This window comes from Herbinix hemicellulosilytica (assembly GCF_002904165.1).
GTDB lineage: Bacteria > Bacillota > Clostridia > Lachnospirales > Lachnospiraceae > Mobilitalea > Mobilitalea hemicellulosilytica.
The window spans coordinates 26,117-52,023 of record NZ_CVTD020000028.1; the positions used below are offsets into that span (position 1 = coordinate 26,117).

Below are 25,907 nucleotides of genomic sequence, written 5' to 3' on the forward strand. Positions count from 1 at the left end.
TTTTAATCCCCTGCTTTTTTATAAAATCCTTCTAATAGTTTTTGTACCACTCTTACGGCTGTTTTATTGTCCTTTAAAAGGGGGTTATAATGAAAAAGATTCTGGCCTTATATGATTCAGACGTACAATATGCCGGCAAATTAATGGAGTATTTAAAAAATTTGAAATGGGAAGATTTTGATATTTTACTTTTTACAAGGCAGGAAAGTTTGGCTGATTTTATAAAATATCAGCCTGTTGAAATTTTGCTTATCGGAACTGACAGTCTTCCTGATGAAATGCTTAACAAGAACATTAAATACATAATTCATCTTACCGAAACACAAAAAGATTCTCAAAGTCAGCAATGCCAAATTTACAAATATCGGTCGGCTGGAAATATTGCATCGGATATAGTATCCTGCTACACGAAACTTGAAGACAGTAATGAAAAAAGAGCTTTTAAGGATGTTATGATTATATCCGTTTTTTCCCCTGTTGCCGGAGCAGAAAAAATATCTTTTGCCTGGTCACTTGCCAAGGAACTTTCACATAAAAGAAAAACTCTTTTCATTAATTTGGACATGTTTCCGGTAAATATTGCTGCAAAAAGTGAGCAGGCGGCTTATGCCTTGTCGGAGTATTTGTATTATTTTAAGGAAAACCGGCCGGATATGATTGAAAAATTAAAAGAATATCTTAACTATTCGGAAAGGCTGTCATATTTGTCAGGGTTAGCGCACGGATTTGACCTTCTTTCTATTAGCAAGGAAGAAACCGAAAAGTTCATAAAAGAATTAAAAGATCATAAGGAATATGAAACAGTCGTATTTTACCTGGGATTATATACGGAAGCTTCTATGGAGATTTTAAGGCAGAGTGATAAAGCTTACCTTGCTTATTGCAATCTGCCATACGAAGAATTGGTTATAAAGGAATGGACAAGACAGATAGATCTTATGGGCATAGCCGAGGAGATAAATTGCCAGAAAATAATTCTTCCGGCGGGTGGCACTTTAGCCGGACAAAATAAAGACCCAGAGTATATATTTAATGCGGTCAGGCCTTACGGAAAAGAAGCGGCAGAGCAGATTTATAAGTAACGAAAGGAGTAGCTATGAGTTGGTTAAGAGAAAAACTTCGGCAAGAAGTCCTTGACAGTATAGACTTGACCTCGGATATAACTGACGAAGAGCTATTGAATGTAATAGATGAAATACTGATTGCAAAAAGCAGGGAAAATTATATTGGCATGCAGGAAAAAAGAAGGCTGCGAAGAGAAATTTTTAACTCTATCCGCAAACTGGATGTTCTTCAGGATTTGCTTGATGACCCTTCTGTTACTGAAATTATGGTAAACGGCACAAAAGACATATTTATAGAGAAAGACGGGATCATAATCCGATATGACAAGCGTTTTGAATCGCTTGAAAAACTTGAGGATGTAATTCAGCAAATTGTGTCCCAGTCAAACCGGGCTGTCAATACTTCAAATCCGATTGTTGACGCAAGGCTTTCTGACGGTTCAAGAATTAATATAGTTCTTCCGCCTATAGCAATAGACGGTCCGGTAATTACCATAAGAAGATTTCCCGAAAATCCCATCACTATGGACCGGCTGATAGAATATCAGTCTATTACAAAAGAAGCGGCTTTATTTTTGGAAAAGCTGGTTATAGCCGGATACAATATATTTATAAGCGGCGGAACCGGTTCCGGCAAAACAACATTTCTTAACGTCCTGTCAAATTTTATCCCCAAGGATGAAAGAATTATAACAATCGAAGATGCGGCGGAACTGCAAATTCGCAATATCCCAAACCTTGTCCGTCTGGAGGTTAGAAACGGTAATACCGAAGGAAATACCGCTATAACAATAAGAGATTTAATAAAGACATCCTTAAGAATGAGGCCGGACAGGATTATAGTAGGGGAGGTAAGAGATGAAGCTGCCATTGATATGCTACAAGCTTTAAATACCGGCCATGAGGGATCGCTTTCCACCGGGCATGCCAATTCTCCGGCAGATATGTTAAGCCGGCTGGAAACCCTGGTCCTTATGGGAGCTGATATTCCCCTTATGGCGGTCAGAAGGCAGATAGCTTCAGCCATAGATATTATAGTTCATCTTGGGCGGCTTCGGGATAAGTCAAGAAGAGTACTGGAAATAACCGAACTTTTGGACTTAAAAAACGGAGAATATGTATTAAATCCTATTTATACCTTTGTCGAAAAGAGTGAAGACAAAGGAAAGATAACAGGGACATTGGAAAAGGTAGGAGATTTAAAATGGAGGGATAAACTTATCAGGGCAGGAATTGCCTTATAGGAGAAGATAACGATGATTGAAGACTACGGTACTTATAGTTTTAGCGTAAGGGAAAAAATGCGTTATTTTTTAGAAGGTCTATTAATGGCAGTTACTTTGGGATATTTGTTTTATAAAAGTATAATGGGAATTATAATGCTATGTCCTTTGATTTTAATACATTTTAAATTAAAAAAAGAGGAGCTTGCCCAAAAGAGGAAATGGCAGCTAAATATGGAATTTAAGGATGGAATAAATAGTCTTGCTGCGGCATTGGGAGCCGGGTTTAGTGTAGAGCATGCGTTTGAAGAAGCGATTAAAGATTTAAGAGGTATGTATCCCAACGGGGCTATGATTATCAGTGAATTTGCTTATATAGCCAACCAAATTCAAATGAATATTACGGTTGAAAAAGCTTTATACAATTTCGGCCAACGAAGCGGTATGGAAGATATCATCAGTTTTGCCGAGGTGTTTTCAACAGCCAAGAGGACCGGCGGGGATTTGATACAAATAATCAAAACCACCGCCAATATAATCAGCGATAAGCTGGAAGTAAAAAGAGAAATAATGACAATGCTTGCCGGAAAGAAATTGGAAGCTAATATTATGAAATATGTACCTGCAGGTATTTTGTGTTTTTTGTCCGTTTCTTCTCCAAATCTTTTGAAACCTTTATATCATAATATTTTTGGAATTATCCTAATGACAATACTGCTGGGGGTATATTTGTATACATCCCGATTGATAAATAAAATTATGAACATTGAAATATAGGGATAGGCTATGTTGTACATCAGTATATTAATATTAATTTTATTTACACTTCTTTATATCATATCTGTAAAGAAAAGAAATGAGCTGCTATCAGAGGATTTGAATAAAAAACAGCATACTCTATACTTCTTATACCCTATGGCAGCATATATATTTGAAAAGACCGGCATGGGAAAATTAATTAATAAAACAGAGATAAAAAATAAAGTCCGGTCACTTTGTGTCACAGACCAAAAAGATACTTGTATAAAACTCTATCATTATAAAAAATTATCTTACGTTTTGGCTCTTATCTTTGCTTTTTCGGGTCTCTCATTAATAATATCCCTTCAAAACATCTTTAATAATCCTTCTTACTTTGACGGTGTCTTGACCCGTCCCGATACCGGCAGCGGCAGCATTAATATCAGGTTAAAATTTCGGATGGAAAACCGGGAAGATAGAAAAGACATTTATGAGGACGAAATAATTATACAAAATAATGCCCGAAATTTTACCGATGAAGAATGGAATCAAATATTAGGAGAATCCATACCTTATCTTGAACGGGAAGTACTGGGGGAAAATCAAAGTCCGGATTATATTCAGACGAATCTTAATTTCTTTACCGAGATTCCGAATACAGGGATAAGTGTTGAGTGGATGCCCGAAGACTACCGCCTTGTTTCGGCAAGCGGGATAGTCCACAATGAGGAGCTGACCGAAGAAAAGCAAACAAAGGTAAGAGCTATATTAAAATATCGGGACAGAAAAGCTGAGCATACTATTTCATTTACCGTTTGGCCTGCCGTTTTAAGCAAAAAGGAAAAATTGTATCAAAAGCTTAAGGATTCTATTGCGGAAATTGAAAAACAATCTGACAGCAAAAAAGAGTGGGTCCTGCCCGAGAAACTGGATGATTATGATATCAAATGGGAAAAGCCTGTATCTAACCCTGCAGTATCATTGTTTGTGCTTGGTTTGGTTGCTTCCCTATTGATCTGGTTTGCAACCGACAGGGACCTGGATAATAAGATAAGGCAAAGAAATACTCAAATGCAAAAAGATTATCCCGAAATAGTGAATAAATTCTGTCTGTTTGTTAATGCCGGTATGACGGTTAAACAGGCATGGACAAATATATGTGAAGAATATGCAAATAAGAAAAAACAAAATAATACGGAAAAACGGTATGTATATGAGGAAATGATTATAACTTTATATGAACTTAAACTGGGTATACCGGAAGTGCAGGCTTATGAGAGATTCGGCAAAAGAACGGGCCTTTTGTCGTATATGAAATTCAGTTCTTTACTTGTTCAGAACTTAAAAAAAGGAAATAAGGACATGGTAAACTTATTAAAAGCAGAAGCTATGGAAGCTTATCATGAACGAAAAGAATCAGCTAAAAAGATGGGAGAAGAAGCTTCTACAAAGCTTTTGGCACCAATGGTTATAATGCTTTTTATTGTTCTGATAATAATTATGGTACCGGCTTTCATGTCTTTTAGTATTTAAATTCAGAAAAAAAGAAAGGAGTGTTTATATATGCAAGAGAGAATAAGAGATATGACAAACAAATTTAGAAGGTTTATGTCGGCTGAAGCCAGCGGAATCGGAGTAGTGGAAATTATATTAATTATTGTGGTTCTTATAGGTTTGGTAATAATCTTTCGTGACAATATACAGGAGGTTATTCAAACATTATTTGACAGAATAGGTGAAGCTATTACCGAAGTTTAAAAATTTAAATCAGAATTTACCAAAAAAGGTGTGGTCGGGGTGGGATTATTAAAAGGCAATCATAAAGCATCAATAACCGTATTTTTAAGCCTTACGCTCTTACTGCTTTTATCGCTTATAATGACTGTTATAGAAGGAGCGAGGCTTACTGCTGCGAGAGTAATTGCCGAAAGATCTTTTTTGACATCTTTAGATTCCGTATTGGCGGAATTTTACGGGCCGCTTATGGATGAATATCATATACTTGGCCTTGATGCTTCCTATGGCAAAAGTGAAATTGACACTTCTTCAATTAATGAAAAAATAAAAAATTATATGTCTTATACCATTAATCCCGAACTGGACTTTAAGAAAAAACCAAACTTTAAATTATACGGAATAACCTTAAAAACGGCAGAAGTTAAAAACGTTGCAAAACTTACGGATTATCGTGGAAGTTTATTTATCCATGAAGTTACGGAATATATGAAATATAAAACTGCGGAAAATGCGGCAGAGACTTTTCTTAAGCAAACATCATGGTTTGAGCAGCCCCAAAAAATAAGTATCCTGTATGAAGAAAAAGTAAAACTTGATGAAGAATTGGTATCTATAGATGAAGGGATACTTGCGTTGATGAAATATTTGGATGGAATATCGACCGGAAAAAAAGGCCTGCTAAGAAATAAGGGCGGAATATTAAAAACTGAAAAATTTTTTGCCAAAAAGATTCTTTTTGATATCCCCACGATGGAAAACACAGGAATAAACAATAAGCAAATATTTCTTGCCCTACAGAATAATTATGTAAATCCGTCCCCAATATTTGAATCAATTTTAAGTAACTTTGAAAAGCTTCAGCTTGTTTTAAGGAATATAGAAGAAGCCCGGGCCGAAGAAAATAATATACAGGAGCAAATTGAACAAGCCCGATTAAACCTTTCCGGCCTGGAAAGCAATATGTCGTCTTTGGATAAAGATGATATAGAAAAAAAAGAAAGTTTATCGGCTCAAATCAATGAGATAAAGGCTAGGATATCAGATCTTGAAGATAAAATCCGGGAAATTGAAATAAATATTTCAGAATATACGGATGAAAAAAACAAATGTATAAATACCATAGCAGGAAATGGGTCAGAGACAAAAAGCCTTATAGCCGGATGCTTTTATGCGACAGAACAGGCAATTTATGAATTGGAACAAATTATAAAGAGTGTAAAAGAAGCTAAACCCAAAATTATATCTTATGAAGAAAATTTAAAAAATTATAAGAATGAAATCGACAAAGAAGTTTACGACAGTTTAGAAAAAGAGCTTAATGATATAAAAACCTATCTGCCGGAAAACCGACAGGGATATGACTTTGACCGCATGAAAGCAATCCTTATAAGTAATTGTGAGATACTGAAAGAATGCGAAACATTCCTTAACGAAGGATCTAACGCTTTATCAGCCATGAATTTTGATTTGGCAAAAGCCAAATATAAGGAAGCTTATATTAAGATTTTAGGTTATAAGACCGACGGACTTAATCTTGATTACAGCACATTGTTTATTCAAGGGGAGGATAATCCGGATTTTCTTAAGGCAATATCAGATCTCTTTGAACAAGGCATAACCGGTTTGGTAGTGGACAAAGACTTTATTTCATCAAAAAAATTGGGTTCGGGAAATATGCCTTCGGATCTTATATATTTTTCTGAAGATAAACAGGAATTTTCTTTTAAAGAATTTTTTAGAAAAATAAAAATAGGCAATAAAAATACCGGTTTGGACCAGTTATTCGGAAGCTTTGATTATTTGAGCCTTACAGATTTTAAGAAAAACAGCCTGGACTTGGTAGCAAAGCGGATATTATTGCTTGAGTATATTAAGGAGCATTTTTACAAGTTTACATTAAATGAAGATGAAAAAAACGAAAAAAAACCCTCTGCTTTGGATTATGAAAGAGAATATCTTATTTACGGAAAAAACGCCGATAAGGACAATCTAGATGCCATAATTATGAGATTGATCCTTATCAGGACAGTTCTTAATTTCATTTCTATTTTGGCTGATAAGGGTAAAGTAAGTGAGGCCAAAGTCATAGCAGCTTCTTTGGTCGGATTTACCGGACTTCCTGTTCTGGTTGCAATTACTCAAAGTGTTTTGATAATATTACTGGCTTTTGCCGAAAGTCTTGTGGATATCTGTGCATTACTTTTAGGCTATAAAGTACCTTTTATTAAAAAGAAAATTGATTTAAATTATTCTGATTTGATTTTACTGACCAAAGAAAAAATAAAGAAAAAGGCCCAAGTATATAAGAATGTAAAAGGGATATCTTATAGTGAATATATAAGCTTCTTCCTTTGCATTACCGATCAGACTAAACTTTCATACCGTATGATGGATCTGATACAGGAAAACATAAATATGCGCTACGGGGTAAATTTTATTTTTCATAACTGTATATTCGGATTGGAAGCTGAAGCTTTATATGATATTAAACCGTTATTTACGGTTTTTGGGTTTGTAAAAGAACATCTGGGCTCCGATTTTGAGCGGAATTATGCGGTCAGTTCCGGTTACAGCTACTGAAGTTAAGTTAAATGGTGGCCTGGAATGTCCGTTCTTCTATATGTTCTTAAGTCACTTCTTTAAAACATTTCATATATTCAAAATTTAAAATAAATCAAATAACTCTCTCCAGGGAATCATTTGCCGTAATAAACTTTTAATCAGGAAGAACGGACATTCCAGGCCATCAATAAAAAGGGTTTAAGGTAAATGAGGTATGGAAAAAAAGAAAAAGAGTATTATAAGTGCTTCATTGACGGTCGAAACATCTTTGGTATTGCCGGTTTTTTTGATTTTCTTTGCTGTATTTTTATATTTTATCCAAATTTTTATCCTGCAGGAAAAACTGCAGCAGGTTATTACCGATGTAGGGCTTAGTTATGCAAAAACGGCATATTTTTATTCGGATTTTTTAAATATAGACGAAGCGAAAAATTTTGATGAATCTTTCCTGGATGAAGAATTGCGGGAAGAGTTACGGATATTTCTTGATGCCGCAGGTTATGCTGGCATGATTAAATATGCCGTAAAAAGCAGACTGAATGAAATAAGTTTTAATTCATCCTGTATAGCCGGAGGATTGGAAGGAATAAATTTTGACTGCTCCAAGGTTATGCAGGGCAGCGATGACATAGATATAGTAGCCAGCTATAAGGTAAGAATACCCATCCGTTTTTTCGGTTTGCCTGAAATAGATATGATTCAAAGGGTAAGGTTAAGAGCCTGGAGTGGACTAAAGCTTCCTCCCTTATATTCGGTGGTAGAAGATGATGATAAGAGCAAGGATAAGACTGTATATGTAACCGAATCCGGTTCTGTATATCACCTGGACATAAATTGCTCCCATATAAAACTGTCGGTAAAAGCCATAAACCAAATACCCACATGGCAAAGAAACAATAATGGAGGAAAATATTATCCCTGCGAATCATGCATTAAAGGAGAACATCCGGAAACCGGAATCTATTTTATAACTGCTTACGGGGACAGATATCATATAAAAGAGGATTGTTCCCGGATAAAAAGAACCATACGGCAGGTATCCTTATCTGAAGTGGAACATTTGCCCCCCTGTAAAAGATGTAAAGGAGGATAATTATGTGGGAATATGTTTTAAAAGGCCTGATAGGGTTGTTTCTTATAACAACTGCCGCTCAGGATATAATTTCAAGAAAAATTAAAGTCTGGGTGGTGGCACTGTATACCTTGCTGGTATGTATTTGTATCCCCTTTTGCCCCTCTTTAACCGTACTTGACAGATTATTTGGATTGCTGCTTGGAACAGGGGTGGTATTACTAAGTAAGGCTACTAAAGGAAAAATAGGAATGGGCGACGGACTTGTACTTAGTGTAACGGGGTTAGGCTTAGGATTCTGGTGCAACCTGGAACTTTTTGCCTTGGCCCTTGCGATTGCGGCAGCCTTTTCAGTTTTTCTTCTGATACTGCGGCTTGTCAATATGAAAAACAGTATACCTTTCATTCCTTTTATATTATTTTCTTATTTATTTTTACATATCCCCATATGGGCATAAATCTACTTTGATATAAAATAAATTGCAATACAAAATATTTTATAAGGTTTTCTTAAGGAGAGGAAAAGCTTGTCTAAAACAGTCAATGGAAAGTTTACCGTAGAGGCCGCACTTGTTATGCCGGTTGTACTGCTTGCTATAGTTTCTGTCATATTTATGTCCTTTTATCTTTATGATTATTGCAGAATTCAGGGTATTACAGATTCTTTACTTCATAAGGCTGCCTTATATCTAAAACATGAATCTGACATAGAAAACGGGAAAATATTTTACGAAGATATAGAAAAACAGGGAGTTTTTTATCAGGCTTTTTCAATTCCCGATTACAAAATACACAGTATGGAAAGTCTTTTATCCAAAAAATTGTCAAGAGGTCTTATTGCTACAGAAGTTACGGATGTAAAAGTATCTGCGGATAGTTTTAAGGTGATCGCATATGTTGAAGGAGTGTTTCAGTTACCCATAAAAGGTATAGGTATTTTGCCGATTAATGAAAAAACCGTAAGGGTTAAAGCCGAGAGAAAAATTCATAACCCCGCAAATACGGTCCGCATATATGAAGTAATTTTAGAACTGGGGTCAAAGATTAATGGGCTTAATAAATTGGAAGATAAGCTGAAAACCCTGTTGCCATAAAGGAGAATGATTATGGAAGCAAATTATATAAAAGACCTTAGAAGTAATTATCTTGTATTTTCTAAAGAAAACCAAAGCAGTGAAAATTCATATTGTATAAAAATGCTGCAGGCTAATGAGATACCCGGTATTTTAAGACCGGATTTAAGATTTATTGATAACAAGGTTTTTTATTACTATGATATAACTTCAAAACAAGCTCTGGATGTTATATATGAAAAATCTCCGATAAGTTACAGGCAGCTAAAAAATTTATTTATTAATATAACGGAGATTATGGATCAGACTTATGAATATCTGCTTGATGAAAATGATCTTATTTTGGAGCCCAAATATATTTATACAGATCTATCTTTAGGGAACATTAGCTTATGTTATCTTCCCGGCTATAACACGGATATAAGAAAACAGTTGGTCAATTTGATAGAATACCTTATGAACAAAGTCGATTATAAAGACAACGAGGCGGTACTATATATATATAATTTATATGCCATAAGCAGAGAGGAAGGGTTTTCTTATAAAAAATTCATAATGCAAGCAAAAGAAGATACGCACAGTAGCCAAGCATCTGAAAATATCAGGTCAGGAAAGAGCAAAATTTCGGATAAGAATGAAGAAGAAACTAAACAGGAGAAAAAGACTGAAAATAAGGAAGCTGTTATTCAAATACCGGTCATGCAGGAGAAAATATCAGATGACCGGGAAATATATTATTATCCCATAAAAACATACATATATACAGCTGCGTGCTGTATTGGGGCAATATCAGTTTTTTTAGCCGGCATTAAATCAAGAATTGTTTATACATCACTGGGAACCAGGTTAGATTACAGTAAACTAGTGTTTCTGATTTTGATATTGTCTGCCGTTAGCGCTTATTTATTAAAAAGGATTTGGGACAAAAATAACCGGAAAACCAAGGTTATAAGAAAGATAGAGTATATAAACCCACCGCAAAATTCGGATGAGTTTGATGAGAGTTTTTCGACCGATGTTAAACAGACGCAATGTACGCCATCTTTCAGTGAACCAGACATAGATCAAAATTATAAAGAAATAAATCCTACGGTTTTGCTCAATAAGGATATGCAGTCTTACATATGCCGTCTGGAACCTATAGATGATACATGCGAGGTTATTTATATAAGGAGTTTCCCTTTTATAATAGGAAAACATAAAGATAACGTGGATTATTTCCTTAATAAAGAAATCGTAAGCAGATATCATGTAAAGATAACAAAAGAAGACAGCAAATACTATATAATGGATTTGAATTCTTTAAACGGAACCTGCCTTAATAATAAGACTCTTTGCTGTTATCAAAGGTATGAGCTTAAAGAAGGTGACGAAATATCTATAGCCGGTATAAGATATATATTTAGGGATAGTGTTTATTAAAGCAGGGGTATGCAGATATAACCTGATAATCTCAGGTTATATCTAAAAGCCTCTGTTATTATTTTTAAGAGAAAAATATACTGCTTTTTTATGCATGAATTACTTTTTAAAGCCGTAATAAAGCGTAAATAGACCCAAACTGTTCTTTTACTTAAATGACGGTGGGTGTTTTGTAAAATTAGGTATATTGTTGGGTTTTTGCAGAATTATATTGTAATTACAAGATTAAGAATGCTACAATAATATTAAATTGGAAATAAAGCGGGGGTTTTTATTTCATGAAAAAATATGTGATGGCTTTTGACCAGGGAACAACCAGTTCCCGCTGTATTATATTTGACAAATCAGGAAAAATTAAAAGCATGGCGGCAAAAGAATTTACCCAGATATATCCGAAGCCCGGCTGGGTAGAGCATGACCCGATGGAAATTTGGTCATCTCAGATTTCTGTTGCTACTGAGGCTATGGCCAAACTGGGAATAGAAGCGGATGAGATAGCCGCTATTGGAATAACAAACCAAAGGGAAACAACCATAGTATGGAACAAGCAAACAGGGCAGCCTGTTTATAATGCAATTGTATGGCAATGCAGAAGAACTGCGGATATGGTAGAGGATTTAAAGAAAAAGGGCTTTGAAGTCTATATCAGAAAGACAACGGGATTAATTCCGGATGCTTACTTTTCTGCCACTAAAATTAAATGGATTCTTGATAATGTTCCCGGGGCAAGAAAAGAAGCCGAAAAAGGGAATCTTTTATTCGGAACGGTTGATACATGGCTTATCTGGAATCTGACAAAAGGAAGAACTTTTGTAACGGATTATACCAATGCTTCCAGAACCATGCTTTTTGATATAAGAAGACTGGCCTGGGACAACAAAATCTTAAATGCACTTGATATACCTTATGAAATGCTTCCCGAGGTTAAGCCATCCAGTTGCTTATACAGTGTAACTGACAGATCGCTTTTCGGAGAAGAAATACCCATTTCGGGAGCAGCAGGAGACCAGCAGGCAGCCCTTTTTGGTCAATGCTGTTTTTCAAAAGGGGAAGCAAAAAATACTTACGGCACCGGCTGCTTCCTTCTTATGAATACAGGGGAAGATGCAGTTGTATCCAAGCATGGCCTTCTTACAACAATTGCAGCCTGTACAGACGACAAACCCGTATATGCCCTGGAGGGAAGCGTGTTTGTTGCAGGTGCTGCCGTACAGTGGCTGAGGGATGAGTTAAGGTTAATCCGGAATGCTGCAGAGAGCGAAAAATACGCCCTGGAAGTAGAGGATACCAACGGGGTATATGTAATTCCGGCTTTTACCGGACTTGGAGCACCTTATTGGGATCAGTATGCAAGAGGGGCAATTGTCGGTATTACCAGGGGATGTAACCGTGAGCATATAATCCGGGCCACCTTAGAATCCATAGCATATCAGACTTTTGATGTTATAAAAGCCATGGAAAAAGATTTGGGAGAAAACATAAAATCCCTGAAAGTGGACGGAGGGGCTTGTGCTAATAACTTTTTAATGCAATTTCAGGCAGATATCCTTAATACCCCGGTGCATAAACCGGAATGCATTGAAACGACAGCCCTGGGAGCGGCATATCTTGCAGGTTTGGCAGTTGAATTCTGGAAAGACAGGGATGAAATAAAGAAGAACTGGGCTCTGTCAAAAACTTTTAAACCCAATATGGAGCAGGAACACAGAGAAAACCTTCTTAAAGGCTGGCACAAAGCGGTCGGAAGGTCGTTTGCCTGGGCTCAGGATTAGAATGGGATAAGGATATTATGAGGATAGAAGACGGTATTATAAGGCTTTTGCTGGATAAGGAGTATAAGTGGCTTGAAACTAAATTAAATAATATAGATATGTTTTACCGTACAGATATATCATGTACGGATATTGTACTGATTCTACGTGTTTTAACGGCAACCGAAATTACAGCAGAAGAGTATAAATTTATTGTTGATAACATTAAAAATCTCTTTAATAAACAGGGGTTTACAGAAGTAAAACTACTGGGGCTGATTTTTACGGCCTTTGCCGATAGGGCAAGGAAATACTGTCTTGATGAGGACGATCATATCATAGTGGATATCAGTAACAGGAGGCTTTTAGTGTATGAAAAACTTACCCCTTGTTTTTTGGAGATAATTTCATCAATAGAAGAAATTATACATGACGAGTCTTATGATGCCGACATTAATCCGGCCGGATATGCCGGAGAATATAAAGAGTACACGAATAACAAAGAACAATGGTTAACATTGATAAATACTTTATTGGTAGCGGCAAATATAATAATTTTTCTGCTTGTCCATATTTCCAATGCTTTCGGAGAAACCGACGACTTAATTCATAGGGGTGCATTGTCATGGTATCGTATAAAAATCAGAAAGGAATACTACAGAGTATTTACGTCCATGTTTTTGCACTCTGATTTTGAACACTTAATGAATAATATGCTGGTCTTGTTTTTTGTAGGAGATAAACTGGAACGGATAGCGGGAAAAATTAAGTATTTGATTATATATTTTGGAGCCGGGATAATTGCAGCTATTTTTTCAATAGGCTATAATATGCTTAAAAATGAGCCGGTATTTTCCATCGGGGCTTCAGGAGCCATTTTTGGTATAGTAGGTGCCATGGTTTATATTTTGTTTGTAAATAAAGGGCGCCTGCAGGGTATCAGCACCAGGCAGATTATCTTATTTACCGTATTTAGCCTATATGGGGGAATTGTTAATACGGGTATCGATAATGCTGCTCATATCGGTGGCTTTATTGCCGGAATTATATTATCATTACTTTTATACCGAAGGCCTAAAAAAATAACCAAAGAGAACAGGAGGAAGGCAGATTTATGAAAGTTAATATTTACTACGGAGGAAGAGGACTGATTGAGGATCCGACTCTATATATAATCGGAAAGCTGACAGAAGTTTTGGAAGAGCTGAGAGTCAATGTTACCCGTTATAACCTGTTTGAAGAAAAAAATTCTCTGGCCTTGCTTCCCAAAACCCTGAAAGAAGCAGACGGTGTTATTTTGGCTACGACGGTGGAATGGATAGGCATAGGCGGATATATGCAGCAGTTTTTGGATGCCTGTTGGCTGTACGGTGATAAGGAAAAGCTGGAAAAACTTTATATGCTGCCTGTTGTAACCACAGGAACTTACGGTGAAAGAGAAGCCACTTTGTTTCTGATACAGGCATGGGAGATGCTTGGCGGCATACCTTATAGCGGTTTATCGGCTTATGTGGAAGACAATGTTGAATTTGAGATGAATTCCGAATACGCAAAACTAATAGAAAAGAAAGCAGAATCATTTTACAGGGTTATTAATCAAAAACGGGTTATGCTTCCGGCCAGCAATATGGTGTTAAGACAGAGCCTTATGAAAAGTAATTCTATCGTGCTTACACCGCAGGAAAGCGAGCAGTTGTCTATGTATGTTTCCGATGACGAATACGTAAGGAAGCAAAAACAGGACATTGAAGAGCTTACGCAGCTATATAAAAATATGTTAAGCAACTCCGATGGTGATACCGGGCAGGAATTTATCCGTAACCTGAATGAGAACTTTCGTCCGATAGATGATTTTAAGGCTTCTTATAATATAATATTATCCGACGTAAACAGAAATCTGATAATTGAAGTTGACGGAAAACAGCTAAAATGTTATTACGGAGATAAACCTGATGCAGATGTTATCGCAAAAACCACCAGAGAAGTAATGAATAAGCTGGTACTTGGCCGGGTTACATTTCAGGGTGCATTTATGTCCGGCGAATTAACGGCCAAAGGCAACTTTAAGACCCTTCGTACCTTCGACCAGATATTTCAGTTTAATGTATTATAAAACGTATATAGGCAGCAGGATATTAAAACTGGTTAAGGTTTCGCTGGATGATATGCTGATACTGCCCATGTGATTTTCTACAATCCTCTTGGCTAAGGCCAGGCCTATTCCGCTGCCTCCTTTTTTGTAAGTAACAAAAGGTTTTAAAATATTTTCTATTTGATCTTCCGGAATTTTAGGACCGTTATTATTAACTTGTATGGACAGCATGGGCCTGGATTGACCGGAGTCTATACTTATAACTACTTCTATAAAATCACCGGGTGAAGTTGCTTCCAAAGCATTTTTAATCAGATTTGAAATAACCTGTTTCATTTTGTCAGGATCGCAGTAATATGAACTGATTATACTTTCAATATCCTCAGACATTCTAACCGAAAGCTGTTTTTGCTGGTTTTCAGCCTGTGGCTTGTAATTATTTACTACACCTTGAATTAGATTGAAGAGATTTGTATGATTCATATTAAGAACGGCGCAGGAATTAAGCAAAGATGCATCTGACATCATTTTTTCCATCTCGCCGATAAGTTCAAATAGCTGACCCCAGTATTTATAATCTTTGGCTTCCGGATATTTTAGTTCTATGTATTGAAGCGTTCCTTTTATAAGAGACAAGGGATTTCTAAGCTCATGGATAAACATTGAAGTAAGATTTTTATATTCGTCCCTTATTTTTTGGATGGCTTCTTCGGTTGAGAGAGTAAAGTCATGGTTCATACTTATCTCCTTTCCGGGAATAAAAATAAACCGTTTTATTTGAAAATATTTACAGTTACATTACAAAAGTATATTATCAAAGCGTAAATAAAAATGCAATAATTAAGATAATATTTAAAGGCTGGAGGGATAATATGGAGAATTGTATTTTTTGCAGAATTACGGCGGGGGAAATCCCATCAAACGTAATTTATGAAGATGACGATTTCAAAGTAATTTTGGATATAGCTCCCGCAGCAAAAGGCCATGCCATTATATTACCGAAAAAGCACTTTGCCGATATTTTTGAACTGGATGAGGATACGGCAAAGAAAGTACTGGTAGTAGCCAAAAAAGTAGCTGCTGCTTTGAAAAAAGAGTTAAACTGTGACGGTCTTAATCTTCTTCAAAATAACGGTCAGGCCGCAGGACAAAGTGTGTTTCACATCCATTTTCACCTGATACCAAGATATCACGGCGACAATGTAAAGGTTCCATGGACAGCCGGTAAATATGAAGACGGTGAAGCCAAAGAACTTGCCGAAAAAATAGCAAAGCATATTATTTAAGCATATAAAGAAGCGGCTGTTTTTATTATTTCATACGGGCATATTCTAATATTAATTAATATGAGAGAAAAATAGTGTATAAAACAGGTATGAATTACATTATTTGTTTTATACACTATGTTTTTTATCTTTGGAATAAACTAAAGCCGTTATAATTGCGTTTTCTTTATCAGGTCCATTATTATTTCGATAGAGTTATTTAATTTGCTTTGATTCATAGCCTCTATATATTTTTGCCTGTTTGACATTACGGTTTCTATGGCTTCCATGAGGCTGCTGACACTTAGGTCTTCTTCTTTTAGCACATAGGAATAGCCTTGCTGTTCAAATGACTCCGCGTTCAGAATTTGGTCACCCCTGCTGGCATTCTGGCCTAAAGGTATTAAAATATTTGGTATTTTAAGGGCAAGCAATTCGCATATGACATTTGCTCCGGCTCTTGATATAACAAGGGTTGATGCAGCATATAAATCGCTCAGCTCTTTTTTAATGTATTCAAATTGCGCATATCCGTTTAAATTTTCAAGTTTTGGGTCCAGGTTGCCTTTACCGCAAAGGTGTATAATCTGGAAATCTCTCAAAAGGGTGGGAAGCATTCCCCTGATTATGTCGTTAATAGTTTTGGAACCGGTACTGCCGCCTATAATCATAATAACAGGTTTATTAGCCGTAAAACCGCAAAAATCAAGGCCTTTTATTTTATTGCCTGCAAAAAGCTCCTTCCGTATGGGGGTCCCTGTAAGTACGGCTTTTCCTTTAGGTATATAATTTAAAGTCTCGGGAAAATTTACACATACTTTTTTGGCCGCAGGAATGGCAATTTTATTTGCAAGGCCTGGAGTTATGTCCGATTCATGAATAATAACCGGAATATGGCATGCCTTTGCGGCCAGCACAACCGGTACGGTTACAAAACCCCCTTTAGAAAATACTATATCGGGTTTTAATTCTTTCAATATTTTTTTTGCCTCAAAATATCCTTTAATAACCCTGAACGGATCGGTAAAGTTCTTTAAATCCAGATATCTTCTTAATTTGCCTGAAGATATACCGTAGTAAGGGATATTGTATTCTTCAATAAGTTTTCGTTCAATACCGTTATAAGATCCTATATAGCGAATGTCATAGCCCGCCTTGGTAAGAGCCGGCAGCAAAGCGATACAGGGGGTTACATGTCCAGCCGTACCGCCGCCGGTTAAGACAATACGCTTCATTTGGAAGACCTCCATTTCTTAAGGGCTTGAGCCAACTGATCAGGACATGAGGTAGATTTTCTTCCGCAAGTTGTTCCTTCGAGTTTTTCTATGACATCATCTACTTTCATTCCCACCAAAAGGCGGGAAAGACCGCCGGTATTCCCGGGACAGCCGTTGGTAAAACGCACGGACTTTATAATACCGCTTTCATCCTCAATTTCTATATCGATTTCTGTACAGCATACACCGGAAGTCTTATATATCATGGAAAACATCCTTTCTTTTGCTCATCGAGAATATGTATATGGTGAATACATTTTAGCTCACCCCCGGTAATTTTGCAAACACTTTTTATATATTGCCAAACAGATGTTTGAATTAAATGGAAGACTGTGGTATAATATACATATTGACATGGCATAAATTGTCTATATTTTTAATAAGGATGGTATTAAATGATTAGCTATAAAACAATGTATGCTCCGGAAGATGTAGGTTATGATCCTTCTAGAATAGAAGTCCTTAATAAACATTTTCAGGATTTAATAGACAAAAAGAAGATTATATCGGCCAATTATTGTATGGCAAGGGACGGTAAAATATTTGCGGATACGGCAATAGGAAGGCTTTCTTACAGAGAGGATGATACAAGGGAACTTAAGCCGGATACAATTCAAAGAATTGCATCAATTACAAAACTTTTTACCGCCGTTGCCATATGGAAACTGGCCGAGGACGGTAAGCTTCGTGTTAACCAGAGGGTGGGGGAGATTATCGAGGAATTTGATACTCCTCCGTTTTATGAAATAACAATTGCCCAATTGCTCAGCCACACTTCAGGTTTGCAGCCTGATTCTGGATGTTTTAAAAATAAGTATTTTGTATCCCCCTGGGATTTTGTGGATAAAGACAGAAGCAAAAACTGGATTGCTGCGTCTTTACAAAGTGGTTTACGTAATAAACCGGGTGAAGAATGGGCATACAGCAGTTTCGGATATGCAATACTGGGTGAAGTTATTTCAAGAGTGAGCGGTATCCGGGCCGAAGACTACATTATAGAAAATATTGTAAAACCTTGCGGTATGAAGGATACTTATTTTAATGTTGAAAAAGCAGAGATTGCAAATAGGCTTAATATACCTAACAAAAGGATAGAGGAGCTTATAAAAGCTTTTTTTGAAGGAAAGCTGGAAGAACCAGATGAAGTATGGAAACAGGTGCCAAGAACCGGCGGAGGCATGTTCTCAACAGCCAGGGATCTTTGCAGGTTTGGAACTATGCTGCTTAAAGGGGGCTATATCGACGGAATACGTGTTGTCGGAAGAAAGGCCATAGAAAAAATGACAACTCTTTACACGGGGCCTAATATTAAGGATTACTGCTGGAATGCCGGTGGAGTCTACAGGGAATACGGACTGGGGCCGGATATGAGATGCAACGAAGCCAGCCTTTATACAAAAGGATCTTACTTCCATGAGGGGGCCGGAGCCTGCTGTTTACTGATAGACCCTACTGAAAAGCTGGTTGCAGCTTGGTTTGTGCCCTTTGTAAACGAACAGTGGTGCCCTGAACCTTTGTATAATGCTGCGGCGATTATGTGGTCCGGCTTAATATAATGGGGATTTTTATCCTGAGAATATTTAAGCATTTTACAAAAAATGTTATAATATCTATAAAGAAAATTTTTAAAAACCTATATTTATCAGTATAAGGTCCGGGAAATAAGTATTTTAATTACGATTATTAGGAGGAACAAACCATATGAAAAAAATCGGAATTATAGGAGCAATGGAAGAAGAGATAAAAAGGTTAAAGGATAAAATGGAAAAAGTTAAAATCAGCAACATAGCAGCCATGGATTTTTATGAAGGGAATCTGAATAATGCATCGGTTGTTGTGGTACGAAGCGGTATAGGAAAAGTTAATGCGGCCATATGTACGCAGATACTTGTTGACAGATTCGGTATTGATCTGGTCATTAATACAGGAGTGGCAGGATCTTTAAGAAACGAAATAGATATAGCCGATATTGTTTTATCGACGGATGCCCTTCAACATGATATGGATGCTACCGGTTTTGGGTATAAGGTCGGAGAAATACCTCAGATGAAAAAGTCCGTTTTTGAAGCGGATAAATACCTTATTGACCTGGCAGAAAAAGTATGCAAGGAAAATCTACCGAATGTAGGTGTCCACAAAGGCAGGATTGTAAGCGGGGACCAGTTTATATCGGATGCAGATAAAAAAGAGTGGCTATTAAAAACATTTGACGGTTATTGCACTGAGATGGAAGGGGCTGCAATTGCACAGGCTGCTTACCTGAATAATATTCCGTTTCTTATTATAAGGGCCATTTCAGATAAAGCCGATCACAGCGCAGAAATGGCATTTAATGAGTTTGAGGCTATCGCTATAGACAATTCTGTAAAATTGCTTACCGAACTGATAAAACGGATTGATTAAGTATAATGTGAAAATTCCATATGATTTATAAAGGTATTATGTTTTATTGTAATATTACCGATATTATTCTAATTTAATTGTCATTTGGGGAGGTATCCGTAATGGATAGTCGGAATATCATTACTGGGATATTTAATAATATTGAACAGATAATTGTGGGTAAAAGAGAAGTAATCGAGTATACGGTTACTACTTTATTGGCCGGTGGGCATCTTTTGCTGGAAGACGTTCCGGGTGTCGGCAAGACCACCCTGGCCAAAGCATTGGCTCAAACCATCGACTGCGGATTTACGAGAATTCAGTTTACACCGGATACCCTGCCCAGTGATGTAACCGGGCTATCCATATATAATATGAAAACAGGACAGTTTGAATATTCCAAGGGGGCAATATTGAATAATATTATCTTGGCCGACGAGATAAACCGTACTTCACCGAAAACTCAGGCCAGCCTTTTGGAAGCCATGGAAGAAAGGCAGGTTACGGTTGACGGTGTAACATATCCTCTTCCCCGGCCGTTTATGGTAATTGCCACCCAAAATCCGGTTGATTTTTTGGGAACATATAATCTGCCCGAGGCACAGCTGGATAGATTTATGATTAAGATATCCATAGGATATCCCTCCATGGCAGACGAACAGATGATGGCAGACAGGTTTATAAATAAGAAATTGACAAAAAGATTAGAGCCGGTTGCGGATAAAGATACTGTTATAAAAATGCAGGAGGAAGTTGCCGATATTAAGGTCAACCGGGATTTAATCAGCTTTGTTACAAGATTTGTGCAGGAGACAAGAAAAGACGGCAATATTTCCCTTGGGGCAAGTCCCAGAGCAAGCCTTGCCCTGATCAGGGCCGCCCAGGCAAGAGCTTATATTAAAGGAAGGACTTACTGCATACCCGACGATATCCTTGATTTAATTGTACCGGTTATTGCCCATAGAATTATTCTTTCGCCGGAAGCAAGACTTGCCAAAACCAATACCGAAAAAGTATTAAAAGATATTTTATTAAGGATTCCGATACCCGTATTAAGTTAATTTATACATATATAAAGGGATATAAAATGCTGGTAAATCGTTTAATTTGTATACTTTTTATTATCGGGAGCGGAGTTTTTGCCTCATATTTCGGAGGCAACATTTCTTATGCCCTTTTTTATGTTGCTGTTTTTGTACCGATTATATCATTTCTTTATACTCTGTATGTATATGTCAGATTTAAAATATATCAATCCCTGGACACTCATATAGTCGTCAAAGGTGACTGGAATAATTACTCATTTACCATAGGTAACGAAGACTTTATAACATTTCGAAACGTAAAGGTCAATTTTCTCTATGACAAATCCACTATTAAGAAAACCGACGAAACAGTTGAATACTCTTTACTGCCGGGGGAAAGTGAACACCTGAAAACCCAAATACGGTGCAATTACCGGGGAGAGTATTTTATCGGAGTAGATTCTATAGAGGTTTCGGACTTTTTATATCTTTTTAAAATAACTTATCCTATAAAATCTAAATTAAAGGTATTGGTTCTGCCCAGAGTCCTTAAATTGGAACAGCTGGGAATAGCCCCGGCATTTATAGACTCTAAAAATCCGGTTTTTATTAGCAATACGGTAGAAGAAGAACTGGATACGGAAGTCCGCCGGTATAATCCCGGAGACAGTAAAAAGAGAGTTCATTGGAAAGCATCGGCTAAAGCAGGAGAGCTTCTTAGCAGAAAATATTACAGAAAGCCCAAGGCGGAAGCGGTATTGTTCATGGACCTTGAAAAAATAAACTCGGATGAACTAAGTATAGTAATTACCGAGGATAAAATTATAGAAAGTATTTTGGCCGTTGCTAATCACTATGCGTTAAAAAATATGCCCTCTACTATAATCTATGACATGGACAAAATAATGCAAATACCCATATATTCAAGAGGAGATTTTAATGCCTTTTACAGGCATTGTGTAAACATTCGATTTGATGCTAAAAACTCTGTCGCAGAACTTGTTGCAAAACGGCTTCAAAGAGGAGACAGCGGCAATTTCTATTTGATAGCGACAGGAAAGTTAAATAAGGATCTGTATCTTATTTCTCTTCAGGTCATTAATCAAGGGAACCGCCTTTGCGTATTATATGTCAGCAATGACGTATCCGAGGAAGCAAAAACTCTAAAAGCTGACATGATAAAGGCGGGGGCTGATGTATATCAAATCCTGCCGGGGGACGAAATCGAAAATATCCTTTCTAACAAGGCAATGTAAATTAACATTCAGGAGAGAATTAACAATGAATCTTAAAGAAAAGGGTTATCGGATATATCTTTCCTTTTTGCAGACAGTGTTAGCTTTAGCATTTATTTTGTGGGTCAACGATTATTTTGTGCTCAGGGTGCATTTGATTGCCGCTATTTTATATTGCCTTGTTTTTTCGGCCCTTATATATTTCTTTGACACCAGCAAAAATAATGCCGCAAGATATATTGCTCTAATTAGCTTGGTACCGTCCCTCGGATTGATTTTTTTGGTATGCAGGACAAATCCGTTTTTATGGGTAAAAGGTATAATAGACTGGTGCTTGCGGTATGACCGTACAGAAGATCTGTATGAATTTATACCTGCGTATACGGTTCTTGCGGCGGCTGCCTGCCTTTTAAGCATACTCTTTTATATATTTATGAAAAAAACCGTAACCCGGTTGCTTTTGGCAGGGATTATCTTATCCGCTTTTATAGCACTTGGTATTGTTCAAATGAATCTAAATAAGGCTGTTGTGGGAATAGGCATATTTTATATTTTATGCTGTCTTATGGAAATAAGCGGACTTATCTATGGCAGAAAGGCAGGAAAAGCAGATAAAAAAGAAAGTATTCTTTATCTTATACCTGTATGTATTCTTCTTACGGTAATATCTATAAGTCTTCCGTCCAAACCGGAACCCATACAATGGTCGGGCATTAAGAATATTTACTATGCCATAAAAAACACGATAGACAAGATGATAACGCAGTGGGAGTTTTTTACCGGAAAAGGAGACGGTACATTTTCCATATCTTTAACCGGATATTCGGATGACGGCAGCCTGGATAATGAAGATTTATACGAAAATAATAAAATTGCGCTGACAGTACAGGGCAGAAAAGGGCTTTCTCCTTTGTATTTAACAGGATCGGTAAGCGATACATACACAGGATACAGTTGGGAAAAAAGCGACGACGGATTTCTGCCTGAGGAAAGTGAATATCTGATAGATTATGCCGAATTAATTTTTGGCTTATCAAGATTAGATCCTGTAGTGTTGGAAGAAGACAGATTTTTGGAATTAATGACTATAACGGTTTTTTATAAAAACATAAAAACAAAAACTTTTTTCTATCCGTTAAAAAGCTACCGGTTTAGTTTTGTTAACCCTGTCAAGGGGCTTGAGACCAATAAGGCCGGCATTACCTTTCCCAAAGCCATGGGAGATAAGGCGGCTTATATGGTATCTTATTATGAATTGAATCTTGAGGGGCAGAAGTTTCGGGAAATGTTAAGATCTGCCGACTTTTTTACATATGAAAATGATAAAGAAATTAATTATGATCAGATTAAGGCTATGGAGAGTAAATTTTATGTCAGGGATAAAGATGACTTTTTCTTAAACAGAGAAGATTTTATTAAGCTGCTAAAAAAACGGGCTGAAATTATACGCAGAGTATATACGCAGCTGCCCGATAATTTGCCAAAACGGGTAAAAGACCTGGCTATTGAATTGACAAAAAATGAAGTAAATACTTATGATAAACTTAAAGCAATCGAAGCTTTTTTGCTTAAGTATACATACAGTTATAAACCGGGGAGTGTTCCCGAAGGATGGGACTTTGTGGACTATTTTCTCTTTGAAAACAAAAAAGGGTATTGTACTTCATTTGCTACTTCCATGGCTGTACTGGCAAGGTGTGCCGGAATTCCTACCCGCTATGTGGAGGGTTTTCTGGTGGATTATTCCGACCGGGCAGGTGAGGGCTATTTGGTAAGAAACAGCAACGCCCATGCCTGGGTGGAAGCATATTTCGAAGGAATAGGCTGGATTCCCTTTGAACCGACACCGGGATTTCATGAGATAAGATACACGGTTTGGCCTGAAAAGACCGGAAAAGCAAACGTCAACAATTATGTGAATAATATACGGATTCCGCAAGAACCGCCTTCTGTGCAAACTCCGGTGATACCAAAAATTACGGAGGATGAAGAAAAAGCCGGGGATATTCTGATGTGGATTTTGACATCCTGTGCGGTAATCTTTATTTTGCTTGGGGCCATAGCCGTCTACTATCTGATATTAAAGGTTAAGTACAAAAAAGAATTTGACAGGGCCGATTACAACAGGAAGATGTATATGCTTTTTATACGGATTTTGGTGATGCTTAAATACGAAGGTTTCGGGTTGAGCAGACAGGAAACCGTATTATTGCTGAGCGACAGGATTAAAGACAGGTACAGGTATGGTAACATTGTATTTGGTGATGTTGCTGATATTTATATGGCATACCGTTACGGGGAAAAAACGGTATCAAAAGAGGAATTTGATACCGTACAAATATTTTATAAAGGATTATCAGAATATCGGCAAGAAAATAACAGCAGACTAAAACAATTTATGGAGGAATTTGCCTTCCTAATAAGAAAAAACAATATAAATATATATAATCCTGAATTATTCATGAGGGTAAAAAATCATAGATTTACCCATGGAATTATTACGACAGTTCATTTCCGAGGATAAATTTTTATGAAAGTTATTCACAAAAGGGTATAATATCCCCTTGGTTTATCCACATTTTAAATTTCTTGAACTGTCAAGGTACATTTTATATATCATTCAAGCTTTGGCAGAAGCCGTATGTTTTTCAATGTCTCATAAAACTCATTTTTATAAGGACAGCTACTGCATAGCTTGAATGTTATATACCTCGCTGAATGCACTATTTTGGCGGCAACCTTCAACAACTTCAGGCGAATGGTATCAACTTGCAGCTTTCTCATTCTTGCCGGAAGTACCAAACGCCTAAACCAGTTAAATATATTATATGCCAATACGGATATCTGCAGCCGGTTTTCATTTATCACCATACTGTAGCTTGGCATGGTGTCCATATCAAATCCTCTTTTGGATTCTTTTATGAAGTTCTCCATCTTGCCACGGTTACAGTAAAAATGAATGATATCCTCAGCTTTCATATACATATTGGTTACAATAAAGGTATGCATATATACAAGCTGGCCTGCCGGTTTTTCTGCCTTTACAACAACTCTTCTCGGATAGGACCAGCTGGATGCTGCATAATGGATTTCACCATATACTACTGCATAGTCAACTTTATTATTAGCAGTAAGTTCGTCAAGCTCCTTATCCAGATATGCAGCCATCTCCTTTAAGATGGCATTTTCCTTCAGCCTGATTGCATAGGATGTACCGTTGCTTTCCAACTGTTCAAACAGCTCAGGTTTTGCAAATCCGCTGTCAGCACGAAGAAAAAGCTTTACATCAGGATAATCCTCCTGATATTCGGTAAGTAAAGGCTGAAGAAATTCGCAGCAATCCGTAGAGGAATATACATTTCCCGGCCTTAAGGCAGCTTTTAGCAGGTCGCCGGTAAGCCCGTCATAACACATTAGTGCATGGTAACCATAATTGGAATAATGATAATTATATCCACTGCCTTCCTGTTTACCGAAGGTATCAAAAAGAGTGGAATCAATATCCAACAAAACCATCTCAGGCCTTTTGATGGAATAAATCCTTTGTCTAAGAAGGTAAAGTATCCAGTCAAGCTGCATCAAAGTAACATCATCCATGCGGTTAAAGAACCGGGACATGGTAGGCTGGGAGGCCAATGCTTGTTTGCCAAGTATATTTGTAAAAACCGGGTCATCAGTCAGCTCATCCGAGTCATCATCAGAAAAGTAACCGGATATCTGCTGGTAAATTTTTTGCAACAGGTTATCAGCATCCGTATGGATACGAATTGTTTTGTCCTTGGTCTGAAAATGTTGCTTAACAAGCGGCTTAAGACCAATTTTGTGAATGAATTCATTAAGTAACAGCAAACCTGCATCGGAAGATAAATCGCCGCCGTGAAAATTTATTTTAAATTTACTATTGCTTTCTAAGTGAAGTGCATTTAAACTAGACATAAGGGTTTCTCCTTTGCTGATTTGTATGTTTGGTAAACTTCATTTTAGCA

General features: G+C 37.0%; 23 protein-coding genes. 19 read left to right on the forward strand and 4 right to left on the reverse strand.

Translation table 11 applies throughout. The features are described 5' to 3' along the window. The first annotated feature begins 89 nt into the window (after positions 1 to 89). The 13 genes from HHT355_RS12645 (at position 90) to HHT355_RS12705 (ending at position 14,758) form a co-directional block, all read left to right on the forward strand. Positions 90 to 1,082, forward strand: a complete 993-nt coding sequence (locus tag HHT355_RS12645; protein ID WP_103203811.1) for a P-loop NTPase family protein — start codon at positions 90 to 92, stop codon at positions 1,080 to 1,082. Positions 1,083 to 1,096: 14 nt separating this feature from the next. Next, positions 1,097 to 2,308 carry a CpaF family protein gene (locus HHT355_RS12650; RefSeq protein WP_103203812.1) on the forward strand — a complete coding sequence of 404 codons (1,212 nt, stop codon included), beginning with the start codon at positions 1,097 to 1,099 and terminating at the stop codon, positions 2,306 to 2,308. A 12-nt stretch (positions 2,309 to 2,320) separates the two neighbouring features. Continuing rightward, complete coding sequence (locus HHT355_RS12655; protein WP_103203813.1) at positions 2,321 to 3,064, forward strand: type II secretion system F family protein; 744 nt, start codon at positions 2,321 to 2,323, stop codon at positions 3,062 to 3,064. 9 nt (positions 3,065 to 3,073) lie between these two features. Further along, entirely contained in the window at positions 3,074 to 4,561 is a 1,488-nt protein-coding gene (locus HHT355_RS12660; protein ID WP_103203814.1) for a type II secretion system F family protein, read from the forward strand. Positions 4,562 to 4,591: 30 nt separating this feature from the next. Then, on the forward strand, positions 4,592 to 4,786 hold the full coding sequence (locus tag HHT355_RS12665; protein ID WP_330403407.1) for a Flp1 family type IVb pilin: 195 nt from the start codon (positions 4,592 to 4,594) through the stop codon (positions 4,784 to 4,786). A 39-nt stretch (positions 4,787 to 4,825) separates the two neighbouring features. Further along, a complete protein-coding gene (locus HHT355_RS12670; protein ID WP_103203815.1) occupies positions 4,826 to 7,345 on the forward strand; it encodes a DUF5702 domain-containing protein in 2,520 nt (839 codons plus the stop codon). 196 nt (positions 7,346 to 7,541) lie between these two features. After that, positions 7,542 to 8,420: a hypothetical protein gene (locus tag HHT355_RS12675; protein ID WP_103203816.1), complete on the forward strand. Its 879-nt coding sequence runs from the start codon at positions 7,542 to 7,544 to the stop codon at positions 8,418 to 8,420. Positions 8,421 to 8,422: 2 nt separating this feature from the next. Beyond that, a complete protein-coding gene (locus HHT355_RS12680; RefSeq protein WP_103203817.1) occupies positions 8,423 to 8,857 on the forward strand; it encodes a hypothetical protein in 435 nt (144 codons plus the stop codon). Between the two features lie 69 nt (positions 8,858 to 8,926). Continuing rightward, complete coding sequence (locus HHT355_RS12685) at positions 8,927 to 9,493, forward strand: TadE family protein (RefSeq protein ID WP_103203818.1); 567 nt, start codon at positions 8,927 to 8,929, stop codon at positions 9,491 to 9,493. A gap of 12 nt (positions 9,494 to 9,505) precedes the next feature. Continuing rightward, a complete protein-coding gene (locus HHT355_RS12690) occupies positions 9,506 to 10,894 on the forward strand; it encodes a DUF6382 domain-containing protein (protein WP_158245968.1) in 1,389 nt (462 codons plus the stop codon). Positions 10,895 to 11,172: 278 nt separating this feature from the next. Continuing rightward, entirely contained in the window at positions 11,173 to 12,666 is a 1,494-nt protein-coding gene (glpK, locus tag HHT355_RS12695) for a glycerol kinase GlpK (protein WP_103203820.1), read from the forward strand. A gap of 17 nt (positions 12,667 to 12,683) precedes the next feature. Next, positions 12,684 to 13,763: a rhomboid family intramembrane serine protease gene (locus HHT355_RS12700; RefSeq protein WP_103203821.1), complete on the forward strand. Its 1,080-nt coding sequence runs from the start codon at positions 12,684 to 12,686 to the stop codon at positions 13,761 to 13,763. Further along, positions 13,760 to 14,758 (forward strand): SCP2 sterol-binding domain-containing protein, encoded by a 999-nt coding sequence (locus tag HHT355_RS12705; RefSeq protein ID WP_103203822.1) that lies wholly within the window; start codon positions 13,760 to 13,762, stop codon positions 14,756 to 14,758. Before HHT355_RS12700 ends, HHT355_RS12705 begins: the two co-directional genes overlap by 4 nt. Here the strand turns inward: HHT355_RS12705 and HHT355_RS12710 are convergent. Further along, positions 14,753 to 15,475, reverse strand: a complete 723-nt coding sequence (locus HHT355_RS12710) for a sensor histidine kinase (RefSeq protein ID WP_103203823.1) — start codon at positions 15,473 to 15,475, stop codon at positions 14,753 to 14,755. The two genes, HHT355_RS12705 and HHT355_RS12710, sit on opposite strands and share 6 nt — an antisense overlap. A 134-nt stretch (positions 15,476 to 15,609) precedes the next feature. Between HHT355_RS12710 and HHT355_RS12715 the strand changes: the two genes are divergently transcribed. Further along, entirely contained in the window at positions 15,610 to 16,023 is a 414-nt protein-coding gene (locus HHT355_RS12715; protein ID WP_103203824.1) for an HIT family protein, read from the forward strand. Positions 16,024 to 16,172: 149 nt separating this feature from the next. Here the strand turns inward: HHT355_RS12715 and HHT355_RS12720 are convergent, their stop codons facing one another. Both HHT355_RS12720 and HHT355_RS12725 read right to left on the reverse strand, forming a co-directional pair. Beyond that, positions 16,173 to 17,237: an undecaprenyldiphospho-muramoylpentapeptide beta-N-acetylglucosaminyltransferase gene (locus HHT355_RS12720; RefSeq protein ID WP_103203825.1), complete on the reverse strand. Its 1,065-nt coding sequence runs from the start codon at positions 17,235 to 17,237 to the stop codon at positions 16,173 to 16,175. Beyond that, positions 17,234 to 17,485 carry a TIGR03905 family TSCPD domain-containing protein gene (locus HHT355_RS12725; protein WP_103203826.1) on the reverse strand — a complete coding sequence of 84 codons (252 nt, stop codon included), beginning with the start codon at positions 17,483 to 17,485 and terminating at the stop codon, positions 17,234 to 17,236. Before HHT355_RS12725 ends, HHT355_RS12720 begins: the two co-directional genes overlap by 4 nt. A 189-nt stretch (positions 17,486 to 17,674) precedes the next feature. On the opposite strand from HHT355_RS12725, the gene HHT355_RS12730 reads away from it, so the two are divergent. The 5 genes from HHT355_RS12730 (at position 17,675) to HHT355_RS12750 (ending at position 24,445) form a co-directional block, all read left to right on the forward strand. Beyond that, positions 17,675 to 18,835 (forward strand): serine hydrolase domain-containing protein, encoded by a 1,161-nt coding sequence (locus HHT355_RS12730; protein WP_103203827.1) that lies wholly within the window; start codon positions 17,675 to 17,677, stop codon positions 18,833 to 18,835. Between the two features lie 145 nt (positions 18,836 to 18,980). Continuing rightward, the gene (locus tag HHT355_RS12735; RefSeq protein ID WP_103203828.1) at positions 18,981 to 19,682 is read left to right on the forward strand and encodes a 5'-methylthioadenosine/adenosylhomocysteine nucleosidase; all 702 of its coding nucleotides are present in this window, start codon (positions 18,981 to 18,983) and stop codon (positions 19,680 to 19,682) included. Positions 19,683 to 19,783: 101 nt separating this feature from the next. Continuing rightward, complete coding sequence (locus tag HHT355_RS12740) at positions 19,784 to 20,722, forward strand: AAA family ATPase (protein WP_103203829.1); 939 nt, start codon at positions 19,784 to 19,786, stop codon at positions 20,720 to 20,722. A 26-nt stretch (positions 20,723 to 20,748) separates the two neighbouring features. Then, positions 20,749 to 21,942: a DUF58 domain-containing protein gene (locus HHT355_RS12745; RefSeq protein WP_103203830.1), complete on the forward strand. Its 1,194-nt coding sequence runs from the start codon at positions 20,749 to 20,751 to the stop codon at positions 21,940 to 21,942. A gap of 25 nt (positions 21,943 to 21,967) precedes the next feature. Next, positions 21,968 to 24,445, forward strand: a complete 2,478-nt coding sequence (locus HHT355_RS12750) for a transglutaminase family protein (protein ID WP_158245969.1) — start codon at positions 21,968 to 21,970, stop codon at positions 24,443 to 24,445. A gap of 92 nt (positions 24,446 to 24,537) precedes the next feature. Here the strand turns inward: HHT355_RS12750 and HHT355_RS12755 are convergent, their stop codons facing one another. Further along, positions 24,538 to 25,857, reverse strand: a complete 1,320-nt coding sequence (locus HHT355_RS12755; RefSeq protein WP_103201687.1) for an IS1380 family transposase — start codon at positions 25,855 to 25,857, stop codon at positions 24,538 to 24,540. Positions 25,858 to 25,907: the final 50 nt, after the last annotated feature.